The organism is Novosphingobium sp. SG751A (assembly GCF_013149295.1).
GTDB lineage: Bacteria > Pseudomonadota > Alphaproteobacteria > Sphingomonadales > Sphingomonadaceae > Novosphingobium.
On sequence record NZ_JABGCB010000001.1, the window covers coordinates 98,864 to 118,950 of the forward strand.

Below are 20,087 nucleotides of genomic sequence, written 5' to 3' on the forward strand. Positions count from 1 at the left end.
AGAGACTATGACCGCCGCCAATACAGGCGCCCATTCCGATAAGGCCGGCGCGGCGCTTGATCGGTTGATCGAGGCCGGTTCGGCCATTTGGGCGCAGGCGGTCGAACTGGTGATGACCCAGCCGGTGCTGGGTTGGGCGCTGGTTTGCGCAGGGGTGCTGATTCTGGGCAATCTGATGCGCTATCGCCTGCCGATGCTGGGCGGGTTGCTGCGGTTTTTCGGCAATCTGGGGCTGATCGTGGCCTTAATCGTGGCGCTAATGGGGGTGGTTGATCTGCGCCGCTTTGGCATCACGGCCACCCTGCCCGAGGCGATCATGCGCCATCTGCCCAAGGCAGAAGAGCCGCAGGTGGTCGAGGGCAAGGTGACGCGCGTTCCTCTGGCCGATGACGGGCATTTCTGGGTCCGCGCCTCGATCGACGGAGCGCCGCGGCGGTTTCTGGTCGATACGGGCGCCACGCTGACCACGATTTCGCCCGAAACGGCGCAAGAGGCCGGGCTGCGCATCGCGCGCGACGGACCAAAAATCGAATTGCGCACCGCCAATGGCAATGCCACCGGGCGCATCGTGGTCATCCATGAATTGAAGGTCGGCAATGCCGTGGCCCGTAACATCGAGGCCGTGGTCGCTCCCGGCCTTGGCGAGACCAATGTGCTGGGCATGAATTTCCTGACCAAGCTGAAGGGTTGGCGTGTCGAGGGGCGCGTGATGGTGCTGGAGCCGCATCACCCGGCAAAAACCGATCCGTCCCAAGCTGGCACGGATGAGGTTGGTTAACACAATTGCCGCGCGCGGGCCGCGCGCAAATAGTGGCGCATCATCCGATTGTTTCGAGAGCCTGCGCGATGCCCCTGTTCGACCTTCTGCTGGATTTGCCCAACCATCTGGTGCTGGCCTCGGCCTTTGGCTTTATGGCGCTGCTGCTGATGGGCGGGATCATCCGGGCCGAAGCCAGCGGCGCGCTGGGCGCGATAATCCGCATGGTGGGCAGCGCCGGGCTGACGGTGGCTTTGGGCATCACCCTGGTGCAACTGGGCGGGGCCTTTGTCGGCTTGCCGCTGGTGGCCGGGGTGGCCATGGCGGCTCAGGCCTCGACGCAGGTGGTGCGCGGCGGTGAAACCCGCGTGCCTTTGGCCGAGGATGGGCATTACTGGGTTGACGCCGCCGTCAATGGCACGCCCCAGCGCTTCCTGATCGACACCGGCGCAACCTATACCACCCTGTCATCCGAGGTTGCGCGTGAGGCGATGGTGGAGCCGGGCGCGGATTCGGGCCGGGTCAATCTGCATACCGCCAATGGCGATACGCCCGCAAAAATGGCGCAGATCGACAGTCTTGAGGTCGGCTCGATCCACGCCGCCGATATGACCACGATCATCGCTCCCGCCATCGGCACGACCAACGTGCTGGGGATGAACTTCCTGACCAGCTTGGAAGGCTGGCGGGTTGAGGGCAAGGTGATGATCCTTACCCCCAAAGGGTCTGATCAGCTCTGAAACTTATTGTCGCGGGGGAAACCCTGCGGCGCGAAACTGCCCGCCGCGCCGCGTGCCACGCGCCATTGCCGCAGATCTTTTTCCACCCGCGTCCGGCCCGTTTCGCCGCCCATTGTCCAGCTTAGCCCGTCTTCGAACTTCAGCGTGATGATGTCGGACAGACCACCGTCGCGGTAACGTTGCAGCGTCACGCCCTGCCCCTTGGCCAGCACCGGCACCTCGACCAGACCGAAGATGACGATGCGGCGGTTTTCGCCCATCACCGCCACGTAATCATGCTCGGGCGGGATCTCGCGCACCACCATCAGCTTGACACCTTCCTTGACCGTCATCACCGCGCGCCCCTTGCGGGTTTCGGCCAGCAATTCGTCGGCTTCGGCAGCAAAGCCGCGCCCGGTGTTGGCGGCCAGCAGCAGTTGCGCCTTGGGATGATAGACGATGGTGGCGACGATATGGGCCTCGGCATCAATGTCGATCATCGAACGCAGCGGCTCGCCAAAGCCGCGCGCGCCGGGCAATTTGTCGCAGCCCAACGTGTAAAAGCGCCCGTTGTCGCAGGCGATCAGCAGCTTGTCGGTGGTCTGCGCATGAAGGACAAAGGCCGGGCCATCGCCCTCCTTGAACTTATATTCCTTGTCCAGCGGCTCATGCCCGCTGGCCGCGCGGATCCAGCCGCGCGCGGAAAGGATCACCGTCAGCGGCGCCTTTTCGATCATCGCGTCCATGCTGAATTCGCGGGTGGGCGCGGCTTCCTCGATGGTGGTGCGGCGGCGGCCCAGCGCGGTCGTCTCGGCATAATCCTTGCGCAAATTCACAAGGTCACGCTTCAACCGCGTCCGCTGGCGGGCCGGATTTTCCAGCAGCTTTTGCAGTTCGTCCTGTTCCTTGAGCAGATCGTCCCGCTCGCCGCGCAGTTCCATCTCCTCCAGCTTGCGCAAGCTCCGCAAGCGCATGTTGAGGATGGCTTCGGCCTGACGGTCGGTCAGGTTGAATTCGGCCATCATCACTGGCTTTGGCTCATCCTGCGTGCGGATGATCTCGATCACCCGGTCAAGGTTGAGATAGGCAATGATATAGCCTTCGACCAGTTCGAGCCGATTGGCGATCTTCTCCAGCCGGTGGCGGGCCCGGCGCTGCAAAATGTCGATCTGCGCCACGATCCATTGCAGCAGCAGCGGCTTGATCCCCAGCACGCCCGGCGTGCGCTGCGCATCCAGAACGTTGAGGTTGAGGCTGAAGCGGCTTTCCAGTTCGGAGAGCTTGTATAGACTTTCCTTCAGCAGATCGGGATCGACATTACGCGTCTTGGGCACCAGCACGATGCGGATCTGGGTGTCCGATTCGTCGCGCACATCCTCAAGGATCGGCAATTTCTTGTCGGCAATCAGGCTGGCAAGCTGTTCGATCAGCTTGCCCTTCTGCACCATATACGGGATTTCCGAGACGACCAATTGCCACTGCCCGCTGCCCAGCTTTTCGATGCCGGTGGGCTCCCAATTGCCCGCCTCGTCGCGCCCGGTTGAAAAGCGCGCGCGCACCCGGATCGAGCCCTTGCCATTGGCATAGGCGTGCGAAATCGCCGCCGGACTGTCGACCACGATACCGCCGGTGGGGAAATCGGGGCCGTGAAAGACCTTCATCAAATCGGCATGTTCGGCCTGTGGATTGTCGATCAGCATCAGCGTGGCGTCGAGAATTTCGGCCACGTTATGGCTGGGAATGCTGGTGGCCATGCCCACCGCGATGCCAGTGGCGCCATTAGCCAGCAGGTTGGGGAACAGGCCGGGGAAAATCTCCGGCTCCTCGTCCTCGCCATTATAGGTGGGGATGAAATTGACCGTGCCTTCCTCAAGGCCCGCCATCAACTGCATCGCCGTTTTGGTCAGCCGCGCCTCGGTGTAACGATAGGCCGCCGCATTATCGCCGTCGATATTGCCGAAATTGCCCTGCCCCTCGACCAGCGGATAACGCAGCGCGAAATCCTGGGCCAGACGTACCATCGCATCATAGACGCTGGCGTCGCCATGGGGGTGATATTTGCCGATCACATCGCCCACCACGCGGGCCGATTTCTTGAACGCCTGCGCCGGGTCCAGCTTTAACTGGCGCATGGCCCAGAGCAACCGGCGATGGACCGGCTTCAACCCATCGCGCAGATCGGGCAGCGAGCGCGCCGTGATCGTGGAGAGCGCATAGACCAGATACCGCTCGGACAAAGCGGCGTCGAAAGGCGCATCGATGATGGCGTCAAACGGATCGGGTTCGGTGATGTCGCTGGGCATATCGCAGCTTCCCTAACAGGCCGGCGCGCATATCCCAAGTATTACCCGCGCTGCATATCCCGGCTTTCACCCGGAATTTTTACCGTCAGCCCATCCAGATCGGGTCCGATGGTGATCTGGCATGACAAACGACTGGTCGCGGCGACTCCTGCGGCCAGATCGAGCATGTCCTCTTCATCGGCGCTGGCCGGTTTGAGACGCGAAAACCAGTCGGGAGAGATCAGCACATGGCAGGTCGAGCAGGCCATCTGCCCCTCGCACGTCCCTTCCAAAGGCATGCCTGCGGCCTGCGCCACTTCGAGCAGGCGCTGGCCTGCATTGGCCTGCGCCTCGACACGTTGCCCCCCGGCGGTGATGAATTGCACCTTTATCACTATAAACAGACCCCTATCCGATTATGCGACCGGCCTATTGGGCATCGGCTGCGGCATCGATTCGCTTCAAGGCCTCGGCAAACTCTCCGCTTTGCGTATAGCGCCCGAAACCGAGGCGGATAGAATTTTTTGCCTGTTTCGCCGAAAGTCCCAAGGCGGTCAGCACATGGCTGGGCCGCCCCGACCCGCTGGCGCAGGCCGAGCCTGCGGAAAAGGCAATGTCGCGGCAATCGCTCATCAGGCGGGCAACGTCGAGCCCATCGCGCCGAATGTTGAGATTGCCATGCCAGCGCTGCGTCTCGCTGCCGTTCAGCGTCCAGTGGGGAAGGATTGCGCGGGCGATTTGCCACAGCGCCTCCACATGTTCTCCATCCTTTATCCACAGATCCTTACACAAGGCTGCCGCCGCGCCAAATCCGGCGCAAAGCGCGGGACTGAGCGTGCCCGAACGCAAGCCCCCCTCCTGCCCCCCGCCATGGATCAGCGGCGCGAGCGAAACGCCATCGCGGGTCCAGAGCGCGCCGATGCCCTTGGGGCCGTAAATCTTATGCGCGGAAATGGCGACCATATCGGCCCCCTCGGGCGCCGCCATCTTGCCCGCCCCCTGCACCGCATCGCACAGGAACAGCGCCCCCGCCTCATGCGCCCGCCGCGCCAGAGCGCCCACCGGCTGCACCGTGCCGATCTCATTGTTCACCTGCATCACGGCCACCAGATCGGTGCCCGGCGCAATCGGCGCATCCGCCGCCACCAGCCCCTCGGCCGACACCGGCAACACATCGACCACCGCCCCAAGGCTGCGCGCCGTATCCAGCACGGCGGCATGTTCGATGGCCGACACCGCGATGCGGCGGGGGCGCAGGCCCTGTATCGCCAGATTGATCGCCTCGGTCGCCCCGCCGGTAAAGGTTATGCGCCCGCCCGGGGGCAGGATGCCCGCCACCTGATCCCTTGCCAGTGAAACCGCCGCCGCCGCCGCGCGGCCGGGGCGATGCGGGCTGTGCGGATTGGCGAAACCAGCCTCGCCCAGCCAATAGAGCATCGCCTCGCGCGCTTCGGGCGCCAGCGGCGTAGTGGCCTGATAATCGAGGTAAATCAACGCCGAAGTCCGCGCAAAACCTTGAGCAGCGCGGCCAGATCATCGCGCGTGGTGTCGCGCCCGATCGACACACGGAACACTTCGCGCGCCTCCTCCTCGCTGCGCCCCATGGCCAGAATCACCGGGCTGGGCTTGAGACTACCACTCGAACAGGCCGAACCGGCGGAAATGGCGATGCCCGCCATATCGGCGCGGATCAGCACCGTGGTCGCATTCACGCCGGGCAGGCGGTAGGCGCCGATGGTCGCGATGCGTTCCGCCCCCTCGCCGATCACCTCGCCGCCCATGGCGCGGATCTCATCCTCAAACCATCCGCGCAGCACCGCGGCCGACAGAAGCCATGAAGGATCGGCCTCAAGAGCCGCAGCCAAGCCCATGATATAGGGTAGGTTTTCTGTTCCTGCGCGATAACCCCGCTCCTGCCCGCCGCTGGGCTGGAGCAGGCCGAAATGGCGTACCAGCAAGGCGCCGATCCCCGGAGGAGCGCCAATCTTGTGCCCGGCGATCGCGATCATATCCGCGTCGGGCAGCGACAATTTGCCGGCCCCCTGCGCGCAATCGGCCAGCCACACCGCGCCCTTGGCCCTTATCGCCTCGCCAAGCGCAGGCTGGATCACGCCGGTCTCATTGTTCACCTGCTGCACCGCGATCAGATCGACCGAGGGCAGCGCCCCCGGATCGACCCGGCCAAGGCGATCCACGGCGATCACCATGTCGCGCTCCGCAAGCCGCGCGACGGCGGGATGCTCAACGCTGCCGGCTGCGCGGCGCAGCGCCTGCGCGCGGGTATAGCCGATGGCCAGCGCCTCAGTCGCTCCGCCGGTAAAGATCACCTCTCCCGGCCAGTTCAGCGCCCGTTTAACCCTTTCGCGGGCAGCCTCCAATTGCGCGCGAGCGCCGCGCCCCGAACCATGCTGGCTCGACGGATTGGCCCATTCGCGCAGGCCCTCGCCAATCGCATCGCGCACCTGCGGCAGGATCGGCGTGGTGGCGGCATGGTCAAGATAGATCGTGGACTTGGGCATTATGAGGCTCTTTTACGGCGCGTTGTCTGAAAACATTGCTTTCGCTTGATGGCTTTCTATATAGCGCATCACCTCCATTCACAGTCCCCACCGCAGGTTTTGCGCGAATTTTGCGCAAAGACCGCCGGGTCTGTCCACTCGATCAGGGATTTGATACATGCCCGCAGTGATCTTTCCCGGCCCCGAAGGCCGCCTCGAAGGCCGCTTTCAGCCCGGCTCGCGCCCGCGCGCGCCCGTAGCGATGATCCTCCACCCCCACCCGCAGGCCGGCGGCACGATGAATGACCGCGTGACGCAGGCTATGTATAAAACCTTTGTCGCGCGCGGGTTCGCCACGCTGCGCTTCAATTTTCGCGGGGTTGGTCGTTCGCAAGGCAGCTTTGACAATGGCATCGGCGAATTGTCGGATGCCGCCGCCGCGCTCGACTGGGTGCAGTCCATCCACCCGGAATCCAGCACGACCTGGGTTGCCGGTTACAGCTTTGGCGCGCTGATCGCGATGCAGCTCTTGATGCGTCGCCCGGAAATCCGGGGCTTCATCAGCGTGTCGCCGCCCGCAAACATGTATGATTTCAGCTTTCTGGCCCCTTGCCCGGCCAGCGGCATCATCGTGCAGGGCGCGGCCGATACGGTGGTCACGCCCAATTCGGTGCAGAAGCTGGTGGATAAGCTGCGCACGCAAAAGCACATCACGATCCACCATGACGAAGTGCCCCGGGCCAACCATTTCTATGAGAATGAACTCGACGAAATGATGCGCGCGGTCGACAATTACCTCGACATGCGCTTGTCGCCGGACTGCCCGATCCGCTGATCGGGCCTGATCGCCTCAAACGCCCGATCCGTTGATCGGGCGTCAGGCTCCCGTCATGGCTTTCCGGAAAGCGTGGCAGGGGCAGGCAGGCTCCAGATCGCGACATTGGCGCCCAAAATCACCGCCAGCACGATCATCAATATCGCCTGCTTGCGCACCCCGCGCCGCCACAGCGCCCCAGATCCGATCATCAACAGAATCACGGCCAGCACGGCCATCGACAACGCAAGATCCAGCATCGTTCAGGACTTGCCGAAAAGGCCCTTGGCCATGCCCAGCACATCGTTGAGCGCGCTGCCGTCACCATCGCGGTCAAGGAAGCTGTTGATGGAGGAGAGGATCTGCGGGTTGTTCTGCAGGATCTGCGAAACCTGGCCCAGCCCTTCGACGCCGCCCAGCGCGCCCACCACCTGATTGAGCGTATCGGGCGCAATGCCGGTCTGCGCGGCGGCGGTTTCGACCGTATCGCCTTCCTGCGCATGGGCCTGCCCCAGAGCGCTGATCGCGCTTTGCGCCGTGGCCGGGTCAATGCCCACCTTGGCCGCAATGCCCGCCACATCGACGTTACCCGACAATTGCCCCAGCAGGGAATCAAGCAAGCTCATCGTTTCGCCCTCCAAATCGTTAATCGGCAACATGCCATGCGATTGTTACGCGGCCAAGCAAAAGGCGCCGGTGACATAGCCACCGGCGCCCCTCCTCTCACCAATCTTCCGTGGTGTATGCGCGAAACTGAAAATTAAAGCCGGACGGTGCGCGACAGAACACACCGACCCGAGAGGCCGGAGCGATCCATGTTTCCATCAAACAGCTTGGTCAAAACCGAAGACTCCGCAAGAAGGGCCGGACGGCCACAGCAACAAACGGTCGATTCCAGAATGTCTCTTCGCAACAAATGCTTTGGCTGGTTGCCCCCGGCCGCAATTGCATACGAATTGACGAAACAATTCATAGCCCAGCCCCCACACTACGTCAAATGGCAGATTGCATTTCCTCATATTTCCTTGCGTTTGATGCAAACCTGCCACGCTTGCGCCCGCCCGCGCCGCAGGCTACCGCTCAGCCTTGGTTCAGCCGCGCCATGCAGGTCGCTATTTCGATGAGCAACAACGAGAAAGCCCCATCCTCTGCCACGCCGCGCCACACGATTGCGCTGGTCGATGATGACCGCAATATTTTGACCAGCGTTTCCATAGGCTTGCAGGCTGAAGGGTTTACCACCCGCGTCTATGCCGATGGGGCCAGCGCGCTCAAAGCCTGCCTTGAAAATCCGCCTGATCTGGCGATTTTCGACATCAAGATGCCGCGCATGGATGGGCTCGAACTACTGCAACGCCTGCGCGAAAAATCGGCGCTGCCGGTGATTTTCCTGACCAGCAAGGATGAGGAGCCGGACGAAGCGCTCGGCCTTGCCATGGGCGCGGACGATTACATCACCAAGCCCTTCAGCCAGCGCCTGCTGGTGGCGCGAATCCGCGCGATTCTGCGCCGGGTCGAAGTGGCCCGCGCCGATGCCGCAGAGCCCGCGCCCGACGATACGCCCGCCCCCGACATGGTCCATCGCGGCCGTTTGAGCATGGATCCGGCCCGCCACGAGGTCCGCTGGGACGACCGGCCCGTATCGTTGACGGTGACCGAATTTCTGATCCTCGAAACGCTGGCCCAGCGTCCCGGCGTCATCAAGAGCCGCAATCAACTGATGGATTGCGCCTATAATGACGACACCTATGTGGATGATCGCACCATCGATTCGCACATCAAGCGTCTGCGCCGTAAATTCCGCCAGGTTGACCCGACATTTTCAGCCATCGAAACGCTTTACGGCGCGGGCTATTCCTTCAGCGAGGGCGGATGAACGCGGCTGAAACGCCCCGTCGCCCGTCCCATGCGCGCGGGGGGCCCTGGCGGGGCGTTTCGCTGACCACGCGCATTCTGGCGGTCAATGTCATCGTGCTGGCGCTGATCGCCTTCAGCCTGCTTTATATCGATTCCTATCGCCGCGAGGTTTTGGGCGAACGCTTCAAACGCGCCAGCGGCGAAGCCGAGATCGCCGCCGAGGCGTTGGCGCAGGCATCGGGCGACACGCGCGCGCAGGTTTTGACCACGATTGGCCAGCGCCACGCGCTGCGCCTGCGCCTGTTCCGCGCCGATGGCACGCTGGCGGCTGACAGTTTCGTGCTGGCCCCGCCCTCGTTCCATCTGGCCGATCCGGCCACCCAGCCGTGGTATATGCAATCGGCCCGACTGCTGGACCGGGGGATGGACGCCATTCTGGGCGCCCCCGAAGTGCCCGCCTATGTTGAACCGCCCGCCCCCACCCGCGCCAATGACTGGCCCGAGGTGATCGAGGCGCGCCGCTCCGGCCAGACCGCCGTGCGCGAACATTACGCGCCCGACCGCACGCCCATCATCAATGCCGCAACGCCGGTCGGGCGGCGCGGACAGGTGCTGCTGGTTCAGCAAAACGCGCGCGATGTGACGCAGAGCGTGCGCGATGCAAGGCAAACTCTGGCCATCGTCGTGGCGATTGCGTTGCTGCTGACGGTCTATCTCTCGCTGTTTCTGGCCCGCACGATTGTTCAGCCTCTGCGCCTGCTGGTGCGCGCCTCGGTGCGGGTACGGCTGGGGCGCGACCGGACGGTGGTGGTGCCGCGTCTGCCTGATCGCGGCGATGAAATCGGGCTGCTGGCGCGCGCGCTCTCGGACATGACCGAGGCGCTTCGCACGCGGATGGACGGGGTGGACCGCTTTGCCGCGGACGTTGCCCACGAGATCAAAAATCCCTTAGCTTCCTTACGCAGTGCTTTGGAGTCGCTTGATAAAATTGACGATCCCGATCTGCGTCGCCAATTGATGGACATCGCCAATCACGATGTTCAGCGCATGGACCGCCTGATCAGCGAGATCGCCGAGGCGAGCCGGATCGACGCCGAACTGGCGCGCAGCACGTTCGAGCCGGTCGACCTGCACGTGCTGGCCGAGGCGATGGTGGGCGCGCGCGGACGGCGCGGGGCCAATCGCGATTGCCGACTGCTGCTGCATCACGCGGGCGACCATGAAGCAGTTGTGGCGGGCGTGGCGACAAGGCTGGAGCGGGTGCTGGAAAACCTGCTGGACAATGCAGTGTCCTTTTCGCCGCCGCATGGCGCGATCCGCATCGACATCACCGGCTCCAACGAGCATGTGGCCGTCGAAATCCGCGACGAAGGCCCCGGCATCCCCCCACAGGCACGCGAGCGGGTGTTCGAGCGTTTCCACTCGCTGCGCCCGGCGGGCGAGGATTTTGGCGCCCATTCCGGACTTGGGCTGGCCATCGCCCGCACGATTGTCGAGGGCCATGACGGCACGCTGACCGCGCGCGACCCATTGCCGGGCGAACGGGGCGCGCGGCTGGTGATCGAATTGCCGACCTATCATCAGGAGGTCGAGGAGGAATGAACCTCGGGGCCGGAAAACATTGGGCCCGACAGGCGACCTGCGTGAGCATAAGGGGCCGCGCGATACTGATCGAGGGCGCGCCGGGGGCGGGCAAATCCTCTCTGGCGCTGGGGTTGATCGACCGGGGCGCGGTGCTGGTGGGCGACGATGGGGTGATGCTGTGCGAGGACCAAGGCGCGCTTTACGCCCTGCCTCATCCCAATACGCGGGGCCTGATCGAGGTGCGCGGGGTCGGGCTGGTAACAATGCCGGTGGCCGAACGCACGCGGGTGGCGTTAATGATTCATCTGGAGGCGAGCGCCCCGCGCCATATAGAGGTCGCGCCAAGGATGACGGTCGGCTCGTTGGCGATTCCCTGCATCACGCTGTGGCCCGACAGTTCGGCACTGGCGCTGCGCGCAGAACTGGCACTAAAGTATCACGGCCTTTGGGAACCAACGGAAATCTGAAGCCTTGCCTTAAATAGCATAGGTACGCCCTCTTCACATTTTAACTCTCTGGGCGCAGAGAAGGTGCATGACAGCCTCCGACACATCCCCTGCCGCTTCGGACAGTCTCACCCTGCATGGCAATCCGGACAAGCAGCGCATCCTGCTGGTGACCGGCGTGCTGGGTGCGGGCAAATCGACGGCGCTGCGCGCGCTGGAGGATCTGGGATGGGAAACCATCGACAATTTCCCCATTCGCTTCCTCGAAAGGCTGCTCGACACCAGCCAGGAGGACCAGCCGATGGGCGGGCACGGGATGGGCGGACCTTTGGCCATCGGTTTCGATTCGCGCACGCGCGGCTTCGATCCGCAGGCGGTGATTGCGCTGGTCAAACGCTTGAGTCAGCGGCCTAATATCGAACTGGCCACGCTTTATCTCGATTGCGGCGTGGGCGAGCTGGAGCGGCGCTATAACGAAACGCGCCGTCGCCATCACCTTGCCGCCGACATGCCCGTGGCCACCGGCATTTCGGCCGAGCGCGACATGATGGAGCCGCTGCGCCGCTGGGCCGATATCGTCATCAACACCACCGCCTTTACCACTAACGCCTTGCAACAGGCGATGCGGGAACAATTCTCACCCGATTCGGGGCCCGCGTTAACCTTGACGATCACCAGCTTCGGCTTTTCCAAGGGCATGCCGCCGCTGGCCGACTTTGTTTTCGACATGCGTTTTCTCAACAATCCTCATTGGGACAAGGTGTTGCGCCCGATGACCGGCCGTGAAGGCCCGGTGGGCGACTTCATCCGCGAAGATCCGGCCTTTGACGAGGCGTTTACCCGGATTCGCGACCTGCTGCTGCTTTTGATTCCGCGCTTTCAGGCGCAGGGCAAAGCCTATGTTCACATCGCTTTCGGATGCACCGGCGGGCGCCATCGGTCGGTTTTCATGGCCGAACAAATCGGCGCAGCCTTGCGCGCATCCGGATTTTCGCCCACAATGATTCACCGTAATCTGGGCTCACGCGCGGCCGACCTTGTTGAAGGAGGAGCTGCGCGATGAGCGGCCATAAATGTTTGCCTGCGAAAGGTCTTGCTCCCCACATGCCGCGCGCCATTATTGTCATGATGCAACGAACGTCCGGGATGCAGGCATGATCGGCCTTGTTCTGGTGACTCATGGCCATCTGGCCGAAGAATTCGTGCGCGCGATGGAACATGTGGTGGGCCGCCAGGAAGCGGTGGCAACCGTCTGTATCGGCCCCAATGACGATGTCGAACGCCGCCGCAAGGAAATTGCCGAGGCGATCAAGACCGTCGACAGCGGCGAAGGCGCGATCATCCTGACCGACCTGTTCGGCGGCACGCCCTCCAATCTGGCGATCTCGCTGATGGAAGCGGGCCGGGTCGAGGTGATCGCGGGAATTAATCTGCCGATGCTGATCCGTCTGGCCGGTGCGCGCAAAGGCGCGACGGTGCGAGCGGCGGTTGGCGCGGCGCGTGATGCCGGACGCAATTATATAACCATAGCGTCCGAGTTTCTGGGCCAGGAAGCCTGACAGCGGTGAGAGGGAAGCATGGCTGAAGCACGGGAAACCGTTGAAATCGTGAATGCAAAGGGCCTGCATGCCCGCGCAAGCGCGAAATTTGTCAATATGGTGGCGATGCTGCCGGGCGGCGTCAACGTCAAGGTGGTCAAGGATGGCACCGAGGCGGCAGGCGGATCGATTCTGGGTCTGATGATGCTGGGCGCGGCGCGCGGCGACAGTGTGGACATTGTCGTGGCGGGCGATGGTGCGGATCAGGCGCTGGCGCGGCTGTCGGGCTTGGTCAAGGACGGTTTCGGCGAAGATTGAAGGGTTCGACAGGGGCGCATAGCGTGGCTATAGGCGGCGCAGTTTCTCTGTTTTGCCATAAGGCTTGCCCCTGACATGCGCCGCAACATCACCGGCTTTTCCAATCCCACGGTCAAATTCCTGCGTTCCTTACGGGAGAAGAAGCTGCGCCGCCGGGAGGGTTGCTTTCTGGCTGAAGGATTGCGGCTGCTGACCGATGCGCGTGAAAGCGGGCGCTTGCCCGAAACGCTGGTCATGGCCGAGGGGCGCGAGGCGCATCCCCTGCTTGATACGTTGGAGCAGGCCGTGCTGGACGCGGGCGGCGAGGTGATCGAGACGAGCGAGGATATTCTGGCCAAGATCACCGGCAAGGATAATCCGCAGGCGGTTTGCGGCGTGTTCCGTGAATTTGACACATCGCTGGCGGGTGTGGACCGCCATGCCGCGCCGATCTGGCTGGTGGCGCAGGCGATGCGCGATCCTGGCAATCTGGGCACGATGCTGCGCACCGCCGATGCGGTGGGAGCGGGCGGGCTGATCCTGCTCGACGATTGCGTCGATCCGTTCAGCGTCGAGGCCGTGCGCGCCAGCATGGGCGCGATCTTTACACAAAAGCTGGCCGTGGCGCGGTGGGAGGAATTTCTGCCCTGGCTGAGCGGCGGGGATGGGCAATTGGTGGCCGCCTCGCTGCGTGAGGCGGTGCCTTATCGCGGGGCGCCCTATGCCGCGCCGTGTTTCATCATGGTGGGCAACGAATCGCGCGGACTGCCCGAGGAATATGAGCTGGCCTGCGACCTGCGCGTGACCATGCCGATGAAGGGCCGGGCCGATTCCCTCAACGCCGCCGTGGCCGCCGCCGTGCTGGCCTACGAGGTGCTGGCCACGCTGGAGGGGTAATCCCCCTCCCCATGCTTACTCCCCATCGGGCCATGGCAGCGCCGAAGGTTCGGTCACATCGCCATGGCGCGGCTGGCTTTCAACCAGCGCCACATCCTCGATCTCGCGCTTGCCGATCTCGATGCCCTTGTCACGCAGGCGGCGCCCGCTGGCCAAGACATTACGTTCAAAGCTGCCGACGAACTTGTTGTAATTGTCCACCGCGCTGGTCAGACCGCCGCCCACGCGCTTGAGGTGATCGCCAGCCACGGCCAGACGGTCATACAATTCACCGCCCAGACGCCCGATCTCGCGGGCCTCCTGTGCCAGCATATCCTGCTTCCACACCATCGCCACCGTGCGGGCAATCGCTACCAGATTGGTAGGTGTAGCCAGCAAAACCCTGTTACGGAACGCGAAATCCCAAAGATCGGGATCCTTCTCCATCGCCGCCGCGACAAAATGCTCGCCCGGCACGAACATCACGACATAATCGGGCGCCTCGGCAAACTGGCTCTGATAGGACTTGGTCGCCAGCGTCTGCACATGGCCGCGCATACTGGCCACATGGCGGGCCAGCGCGATGTCGCGCGCGCCTTCATCGCTGGCCTCAAAGGCTTCCTGATAAGCGTTGAGCGAGACCTTGGCGTCGATCACCAGCTTTTTTTGCCCCGGAATCGAAACGATAGCATCGGGGCGCAACCGCCCCTCCTCGGTGTCGATCGAATGCTCGGTCACAAAATCGGTGTGCTCGGAAAGGCCGCATTGCTCCAGCACATTGCGCAGCGCCTGTTCGCCCCAGCGCCCGCGCGCCTTGGGCGCATTGGTCAGCGCATTGCCCAGACGCGCCGCTTCCTCGCGCACTTTCTCCTGCCCATCGCGGATTGACTGGATCAGGCCCGTCAGCTGCCCGAAGGCATCGACGCGCCCCTTTTCCAGTGCGCTCACCTGATCCTCATAGGCTTTCAAACGCGCGCCAACCGGAGCCAGCACGGAATTGATCCGCTCGGCCTGTTTTTCCTCGCTCTGGGTAAAGCGGGCCTCGGCGCGGGAAAGAAACGCCTCCTGAGCTCGCTCCAGCACGCGCGCACCGGCCAGCTCAAACTCACGGCGCAATTGCTCCTGCGATTCGATCAGCAGGCGCTTTTGCTCTTCGAAATGCTCGGCCTGTGCGCGCAGAGTGGCCAGATCGCGCTGGGCGCGCAACATATCGGCGCGCGCATCCTCCAGCGCCTGCGCCAGCCCATCGGCCCGCATCGCCCGTTCGCTGGCCCCCGCCAGATCGGTGATCGCACGGCGGAAACGCTCGTCCAGTTCGGCAAAAGCCTTTTCGCGCTCGGCCAGCCTTGCCTGCGATTCGGCCATGGGGCGCTGGCCGAAAAACCAGCCCAGCCCCACGCCGACGACCAGAGCAACAATCACAAACAAGGCAGATTCCACGGCTTACTCCAATCAGAACGAACCGTGAACCTAGGAGGCAATCGCCCCCGAATCAAGCCAGCTTGCGCGCCTTTTCCAGCTTCTTGAGCGCCATACTGCGCTTCAGCCGCGAAAGGTGGTCGATAAACAGGATGCCTTCGAGGTGATCGATCTCATGCTGAATGCAGGTGGCCATCAGGCCTTCCATCGCTTCCTCATGCACCGTGCCGTCCAGATCCTGCCAGCGCAGGCGGCAGGTGGCGGGGCGTTCAACCTCGGCATAAATATCGGGAACCGACAGGCAGCCTTCCTGATAGACCGAATGTTCTTCCGAAGGATCAAGGATTTCCGGGTTGATGAAGGTGCGCGGCTCGCGCTTCACCGGCTGGTGCGTATGCTCATGCCCGCCATGCGAGGTGCAGACTTCCGGCTCGGCATCGGGATCTTCGGGCTGAAGATCGACCACAACCACGCGCAGCGGCACGCCCACCTGAATGGCCGCCAGACCGATGCCCGGCGCGTCATACATCGTCTCATACATATCGGCGACGAGCGTTTTAAGCTCATCATCGAACACGGTGACGGGGGCAGAAATCTGCTTCAGGCGCGCATCGGGCGCTTCGAGGATCGGTCGGATAGCCATGAGGGCCAGATAATCGCACCCCGCCCCTTGCGCAAGGCGCAGTGTCCGATTTCTGTAATCGTCAGCCGACCGGCCGCCTTGCCCGCTTTTTTTCAGGCAACGGGCCTTCTGGCCCGCAAAGCCTGCGCCAAAGTCCCCTCGTCCAGATAGTCCAGTTCGCCCCCCACCGGCAGGCCATGCGCCAGTTGCGTCACGCGCACCGGCATGCCCTCCAGCCGCTCGGCAATGTAATGCGCGGTGGTCTGCCCCTCCAACGTGGCGTTCATGGCCAGCACGACCTCATCAATCCCGCCCGCGCCCACGCGCTCGATCAAAGGCGTGATCGACAGGTCCTCTGGCCGCACCCCGTCCAGCGCCGACAGACGCCCGCCCAGCACATGATAGCGCCCGGTAAACAGCCGCGCCCGGTCCAGCGCCCACAGATCCGCCACATCCTCGACCACACAGATCGAACGCGCATCGCGGCGCGGATCGGCGCAGATCGCGCAAGGGTTGGTCGTATCGACATTGCCGCAGGTGGTGCATTCCACCAGCCGGTCCTGCAACACCTCCAACGCGTCGCGCAATTGCCCCAGCGAAGTGTCGCGCCGTTTAATCAGCCAAAGCACGGCCCGCCGCGCCGAACGCGGCCCCAACCCCGGCAGGCGCGCCAAAACCTGCGCCAGTGTCTCGATCTCTTGCGATGCCATGTCGCTCCAGATAGGGCGGCGCAGAGCAAAGGCAAAGAGCCGGAAAGTGACTTATGCGCATCATCTATATGGGCACGCCCGAATTTGCCGTTCCGGCGCTGGAGGCCTTGGTGGCTGCGGGCCATCAGGTTGTCGCGGCCTATAGCCAGCCCCCCCGCCCCGGCGGCCGTCGCGGACGCGAATTGACGCCCAGCCCGGTGCATAAGCGCGCGGCGGAACTGGGTATCGAGGTGCGTCATCCGGTCTCGCTGAAGGGCGCGCAGGAGCAGGAAGCCTTCGCCGCGCTGAACGCCGATGTTGCGGTGGTGGCGGCCTATGGGCTGATCCTGCCGCGCGCCGTGCTGGCAGCGCCGGTGCATGGCTGCCTCAATCTGCATGGCTCGCTCCTGCCGCGCTGGCGCGGGGCCGCGCCGGTGCAGCGCGCCATTCTGGCCGGGGACGAGGAAACCGGGGTGGGCATCATGCAGATGGAGGCCGGATTGGACACCGGCCCGGTGCGGCTGGAAGGGCGCACCCCCATCGACAACAAGACCACCGGCGAATTGACCGAGGAATTGGCCGCGATGGGCGCAAGGCTGATCGTTCAGGTGCTTGGCGATCTGGCGGCCTATCCGGCGCGGGCCCAGAGCGAGGATGGCATCACCTATGCCCACAAGATCGACAAGGCCGAAGCGCGGCTGGATTTCACCGCCGATGCAGCGCAGGTCCTGCGCCAGATCCGCGCCTTCATGCCCGTGCCCGGCGCGTTCTTTGAACTGGAGGGCGAGCGTTATAAGGTGATCTCGGCTGATCTGGCCGAAGGGGCGGGCGAACCGGGCGAGGCTCTCGACAATGCGCTGACCATTGCCTGCGGCGCGGGCGCGATCCGGGTAAGCACTATCCAGCGCGCGGGCAAACCGGCCATGGCCGTGCCCGACCTGCTGCGGGGGCGCCCGATCCCGGCCGGGATCCGCCTTTCATGACACGCTTCGCCTTCACACTGGAATTTGACGGCACGCCTTTCATGGGCCTACAAAGGCAAGCCCATGGCCCATCCGTGCAACAGGCCGTGGAAGAAGCGATCCAGCGCGTTACCGGCGAGCAGGCGGTGATGTTTGCCGCCGGGCGCACCGATGCCGGGGTCCATGCCCTTTTCATGCGCGCCCATGTCGATATTCAAAAGGACATTGCCCCCTTCCGCCTGATGGAGGCGATGAATTACCACCTGCGGCCCAACCCCATCGCGGTGCTGGACTGCAAGATGGTGGCCGATGACTGGCACGCGCGCTTTTCCTGCATCGGACGCAGCTATATCTACCGCATCGTCAACCGCCGCGCCCCGCTGACCATCGGCCTGCACCACGCATGGCAGGTGAACAAGCCGCTCGATGCCGAGGCGATGCATGAGGCGGCGCAGGCGCTGGTGGGCCATCACGATTTCACCACCTTCCGCTCGGTCCATTGCCAATCCGCCTCGGCGCTCAAGACGCTCGACAGCCTTTCGGTGCGCAGGCAGGGCGATCAGGTGATCATCGAAACCGCCGCGCGGAGCTATCTCCACCATCAGGTGCGCTCGATGGTGGGGGCGCTCTCCTTCGTGGGCCTTGGGCGATGGCCTGTCGAACGGGTGGCCGAAGCCCTGGCGGCGCGCGACAGGCAGGCGCTGCCGGTGAATGCGCCGCCTGATGGGTTGTTTTTCAACCGGGCGGTTTATCCGGGGGAATAAGATAGGATTGATGCGAGGGTCTAGACCCTCGCGCTCCCATTACTGTCTGCGTTGTGCGCCAGCTCGGCCCTGGATTTTGGGCGCAACATTCCAAAATTAAAAGCCTGCGGCGCCCATTATCCGCGCCGCAGGCTTTAAATATCATCACGCAATTATCGGACCAAAGCGCAACCCCAAAATGGGATTGCAAAGGGACCGAGTCCCTTTGCCCGCCGGAGGCCTCTCTTAAGCCCGCGCCACTACGCTCTCGGGCAGATCAGTCCCAAACACGCGCTGATAATACTCGGCCACCAGCACACGCTCGGTCTCATCGCACTTGTTGAGGAACGAGAGGCGGAAGGCGAAACCGGCATCCTTGAAGATTTCGGTGTTTTGCGCCCAGGTGATGACAGCGCGGGGGCTCATCACGGTCGAAATATCGCCATTGATGAAGCCCGCACGGGTCAGGTCGGCCACGCGCACCATATCGGCGATGGTACGTTCAGGCAGGCCGGGCACCTTCTTATGGACAATGCCGGTTTCGGTGGCATGGGGCAGATAGTTAAGCGCCACGACCATGTTCCAGCGGTCCATCTGGCCCTGATTGATCGCCTGAGTCCCGTGATAGAGGCCCGACGTATCGCCAAGGCCTACCGTGTTGGCCGTGGCGAACAGACGGAACCACTTGGACGGACGGATCACGCGGTTCTGGTCCAGCAGGGTCAGCTTGCCCTCGGTTTCCAGCACGCGCTGGATCACGAACATCACGTCGGGGCGGCCCGCGTCATATTCGTCGAACACCAGCGCGGTCGGCGTCTGCAGCGCCCATGGCAACAGGCCTTCGCGGAATTCGGTGACCTGCTTGCCATCCTTCAAAACGATGGCATCGCGCCCGATCAGGTCGATACGGCTGATATGCGCGTCAAGGTTGATGCGGATGCAGGGCCAGTTCAGTCGCGCAGCGACCTGCTCGATATGGGTCGATTTGCCGGTGCCGTGATAGCCCTGAACCATCACGCGGCGGTTATAGGCAAAACCGGCCAAAATCGCCAGCGTGGTGTCCGGGTCGAACACATAGGTGTCGTCGCGGTCGGGCACGCGTTCGTCCGCCACCGAAAAGGCGGGGACTTTCATGTCGATATCAATGCCGAACACCTCGCGCACATCAACGGTGATGTCGGGGGCGCTCAGGATCGTGGTCGAGCGGCTGTCGGGCTGAATGTTCTGAATCTCGGTCATCGCGCGAAACTGCTAGCCGCTGCTTCTCGCGGCTGCAATATGTTTGCAGGGTTTGGAAACCAGATTCACCTTGGGGAGAGAAATTATTATGGAACTGTTCGGCGCCCTGTTTTCGCCTTTCGTGCGCAAAGTGGCTGTGGTCGCGGCGGAAAAGGGCCTGACGCTCGACATGCCACCCTTCAGCTTTGCCGATCCTTGCGACGATTTTTTGGCCGCCAGCCCGTTTCGCAAGATTCCCGCGATCAAGGACGGTGATTACCGGCTTTGCGATTCCACCGCCATCTGCGCCTATTTCGACGCGCTGGCCCCCGATGCGCCGATCTATCCGGCCGAGGCCCGCGCACGCGGCCGCGCAGTGTGGTTCGAGGAATTGGCCGATACGATCATGGTGCCGGCGCTTGGGCCGGCGATCTTCAACCGCTTCGTTCTGCCCCGGCTGCGCGGCGTGGCGGGGGATGAAGAGGCGGCGTTGGCCGCGATTGCAAAGTTCAACGAGGTGCTGTCCTATCTGGAGGGCGTGACGCCTGCCGATGGCTGGCTGGCGGGCGAATTTTCGCTGGGCGATGTGGCCGTGGCCAGCCTGCTGCGCACGGCTGAATATATTGGCGCGGGGCTGGACCCGGCGCGCTTTCCGGCGATTGCCGCATGGTATGATCGCGTGACCGCCCGCCCGGCATGGCAAAGCGTGGCGGCGATGGAGATCGGGCAGGCCAAGGCCGCAGGATTGGCCTAAACCGTCTCCGGC

22 protein-coding genes and 1 pseudogene are annotated in these 20,087 nt (G+C 63.5%); 13 read left to right on the forward strand and 10 right to left on the reverse strand.

The window, feature by feature from the left end:
- Window positions 1-7 precede the first annotated feature (7 nt).
- Both FHW96_RS00475 and FHW96_RS00480 read left to right on the forward strand, forming a co-directional pair.
- Complete coding sequence (locus tag FHW96_RS00475) at window positions 8-778, forward strand: TIGR02281 family clan AA aspartic protease (protein ID WP_253950663.1); 771 nt, start codon at window positions 8-10, stop codon at window positions 776-778.
- A gap of 68 nt (window positions 779-846) precedes the next feature.
- A complete protein-coding gene (locus FHW96_RS00480; RefSeq protein WP_172338607.1) occupies window positions 847-1,497 on the forward strand; it encodes a TIGR02281 family clan AA aspartic protease in 651 nt (216 codons plus the stop codon).
- Here the strand turns inward: FHW96_RS00480 and parC are convergent.
- Genes parC through FHW96_RS00500 form a run of 4 tightly spaced genes read right to left on the reverse strand, consistent with a single transcriptional unit; the run spans window position 1,488 to window position 6,277 of the window.
- Window positions 1,488-3,779 carry a DNA topoisomerase IV subunit A gene (gene parC / locus FHW96_RS00485; protein WP_172338608.1) on the reverse strand — a complete coding sequence of 764 codons (2,292 nt, stop codon included), beginning with the start codon at window positions 3,777-3,779 and terminating at the stop codon, window positions 1,488-1,490. The genes FHW96_RS00480 and parC overlap by 10 nt on opposite strands.
- Before the next feature lie 41 nt (window positions 3,780-3,820).
- On the reverse strand, window positions 3,821-4,150 hold the full coding sequence (locus FHW96_RS00490) for a 2Fe-2S iron-sulfur cluster-binding protein (RefSeq protein WP_371815608.1): 330 nt from the start codon (window positions 4,148-4,150) through the stop codon (window positions 3,821-3,823).
- 37 nt (window positions 4,151-4,187) lie between these two features.
- Window positions 4,188-5,252 (reverse strand): cysteine desulfurase family protein, encoded by a 1,065-nt coding sequence (locus FHW96_RS00495; RefSeq protein ID WP_172338610.1) that lies wholly within the window; start codon window positions 5,250-5,252, stop codon window positions 4,188-4,190.
- Window positions 5,249-6,277: a cysteine desulfurase family protein gene (locus FHW96_RS00500; protein ID WP_172338611.1), complete on the reverse strand. Its 1,029-nt coding sequence runs from the start codon at window positions 6,275-6,277 to the stop codon at window positions 5,249-5,251. Before FHW96_RS00500 ends, FHW96_RS00495 begins: the two co-directional genes overlap by 4 nt.
- Before the next feature lie 157 nt (window positions 6,278-6,434).
- Here FHW96_RS00500 and FHW96_RS00505 point away from each other — a divergent pair, with 157 nt between their 5' ends.
- Window positions 6,435-7,091 (forward strand): alpha/beta hydrolase, encoded by a 657-nt coding sequence (locus tag FHW96_RS00505; protein ID WP_168605199.1) that lies wholly within the window; start codon window positions 6,435-6,437, stop codon window positions 7,089-7,091.
- A gap of 53 nt (window positions 7,092-7,144) precedes the next feature.
- On the opposite strand, the gene FHW96_RS00510 is transcribed toward FHW96_RS00505, so the two are convergent.
- On the reverse strand, window positions 7,145-7,330 hold the full coding sequence (locus FHW96_RS00510) for a hypothetical protein (RefSeq protein ID WP_172338612.1): 186 nt from the start codon (window positions 7,328-7,330) through the stop codon (window positions 7,145-7,147).
- 3 nt (window positions 7,331-7,333) lie between these two features.
- Window positions 7,334-7,696: a hypothetical protein gene (locus tag FHW96_RS00515; RefSeq protein WP_172338613.1), complete on the reverse strand. Its 363-nt coding sequence runs from the start codon at window positions 7,694-7,696 to the stop codon at window positions 7,334-7,336.
- A 494-nt stretch (window positions 7,697-8,190) separates the two neighbouring features.
- Here FHW96_RS00515 and FHW96_RS00520 point away from each other — a divergent pair, with 494 nt between their 5' ends.
- The 7 genes and pseudogenes from FHW96_RS00520 to FHW96_RS00550 all read left to right on the forward strand — a co-directional run bounded on the left by FHW96_RS00520 (window position 8,191) and on the right by FHW96_RS00550 (window position 13,689).
- Window positions 8,191-8,946, forward strand: coding sequence for a response regulator transcription factor (locus FHW96_RS00520; RefSeq protein WP_172338614.1), 756 nt, complete (start codon window positions 8,191-8,193; stop codon window positions 8,944-8,946).
- The gene (locus FHW96_RS00525) at window positions 8,943-10,529 is read left to right on the forward strand and encodes an ATP-binding protein (protein WP_172338615.1); all 1,587 of its coding nucleotides are present in this window, start codon (window positions 8,943-8,945) and stop codon (window positions 10,527-10,529) included. Before FHW96_RS00520 ends, FHW96_RS00525 begins: the two co-directional genes overlap by 4 nt.
- A 41-nt stretch (window positions 10,530-10,570) precedes the next feature.
- Window positions 10,571-10,978: an HPr kinase/phosphorylase gene (locus FHW96_RS00530; protein WP_371815601.1), complete on the forward strand. Its 408-nt coding sequence runs from the start codon at window positions 10,571-10,573 to the stop codon at window positions 10,976-10,978.
- Between the two features lie 94 nt (window positions 10,979-11,072).
- A pseudogene (rapZ, locus tag FHW96_RS00535) lies at window positions 11,073-12,020 on the forward strand (RNase adapter RapZ); the annotation flags it as partial.
- Window positions 12,021-12,111: 91 nt separating this feature from the next.
- On the forward strand, window positions 12,112-12,516 hold the full coding sequence (locus tag FHW96_RS00540; RefSeq protein WP_168605192.1) for a PTS sugar transporter subunit IIA: 405 nt from the start codon (window positions 12,112-12,114) through the stop codon (window positions 12,514-12,516).
- An 18-nt stretch (window positions 12,517-12,534) separates the two neighbouring features.
- Complete coding sequence (locus tag FHW96_RS00545) at window positions 12,535-12,813, forward strand: HPr family phosphocarrier protein (protein WP_172338618.1); 279 nt, start codon at window positions 12,535-12,537, stop codon at window positions 12,811-12,813.
- Window positions 12,814-12,888: 75 nt separating this feature from the next.
- Window positions 12,889-13,689 carry an RNA methyltransferase gene (locus FHW96_RS00550; RefSeq protein ID WP_172338619.1) on the forward strand — a complete coding sequence of 267 codons (801 nt, stop codon included), beginning with the start codon at window positions 12,889-12,891 and terminating at the stop codon, window positions 13,687-13,689.
- Between the two features lie 15 nt (window positions 13,690-13,704).
- Here FHW96_RS00550 and rmuC read toward each other — a convergent pair whose 3' ends face one another.
- From rmuC to recR, 3 genes are all read right to left on the reverse strand, one after another.
- A complete protein-coding gene (rmuC, locus tag FHW96_RS00555) occupies window positions 13,705-15,108 on the reverse strand; it encodes a DNA recombination protein RmuC (RefSeq protein ID WP_172338620.1) in 1,404 nt (467 codons plus the stop codon).
- Window positions 15,109-15,160: 52 nt separating this feature from the next.
- Entirely contained in the window at window positions 15,161-15,730 is a 570-nt protein-coding gene (locus FHW96_RS00560) for a peptide deformylase (protein ID WP_172338621.1), read from the reverse strand.
- Between the two features lie 92 nt (window positions 15,731-15,822).
- Window positions 15,823-16,419, reverse strand: a complete 597-nt coding sequence (gene recR, locus FHW96_RS00565; protein WP_172338622.1) for a recombination mediator RecR — start codon at window positions 16,417-16,419, stop codon at window positions 15,823-15,825.
- A 53-nt stretch (window positions 16,420-16,472) separates the two neighbouring features.
- Between recR and fmt the strand changes: the two genes are divergently transcribed.
- Together fmt and truA are read left to right on the forward strand one after the other, a co-directional pair.
- On the forward strand, window positions 16,473-17,381 hold the full coding sequence (fmt, locus tag FHW96_RS00570; RefSeq protein WP_172338623.1) for a methionyl-tRNA formyltransferase: 909 nt from the start codon (window positions 16,473-16,475) through the stop codon (window positions 17,379-17,381).
- Window positions 17,378-18,124, forward strand: a complete 747-nt coding sequence (gene truA, locus FHW96_RS00575) for a tRNA pseudouridine(38-40) synthase TruA (protein ID WP_172338624.1) — start codon at window positions 17,378-17,380, stop codon at window positions 18,122-18,124. The genes fmt and truA overlap by 4 nt, the downstream gene beginning before the upstream one ends.
- A 225-nt stretch (window positions 18,125-18,349) precedes the next feature.
- On the opposite strand, the gene cobS is transcribed toward truA, so the two are convergent.
- Entirely contained in the window at window positions 18,350-19,342 is a 993-nt protein-coding gene (gene cobS, locus FHW96_RS00580; protein WP_168605183.1) for a cobaltochelatase subunit CobS, read from the reverse strand.
- Between the two features lie 88 nt (window positions 19,343-19,430).
- On the opposite strand from cobS, the gene FHW96_RS00585 reads away from it, so the two are divergent.
- Entirely contained in the window at window positions 19,431-20,075 is a 645-nt protein-coding gene (locus FHW96_RS00585) for a glutathione S-transferase family protein (RefSeq protein WP_172338625.1), read from the forward strand.
- Window positions 20,076-20,087: the final 12 nt, after the last annotated feature.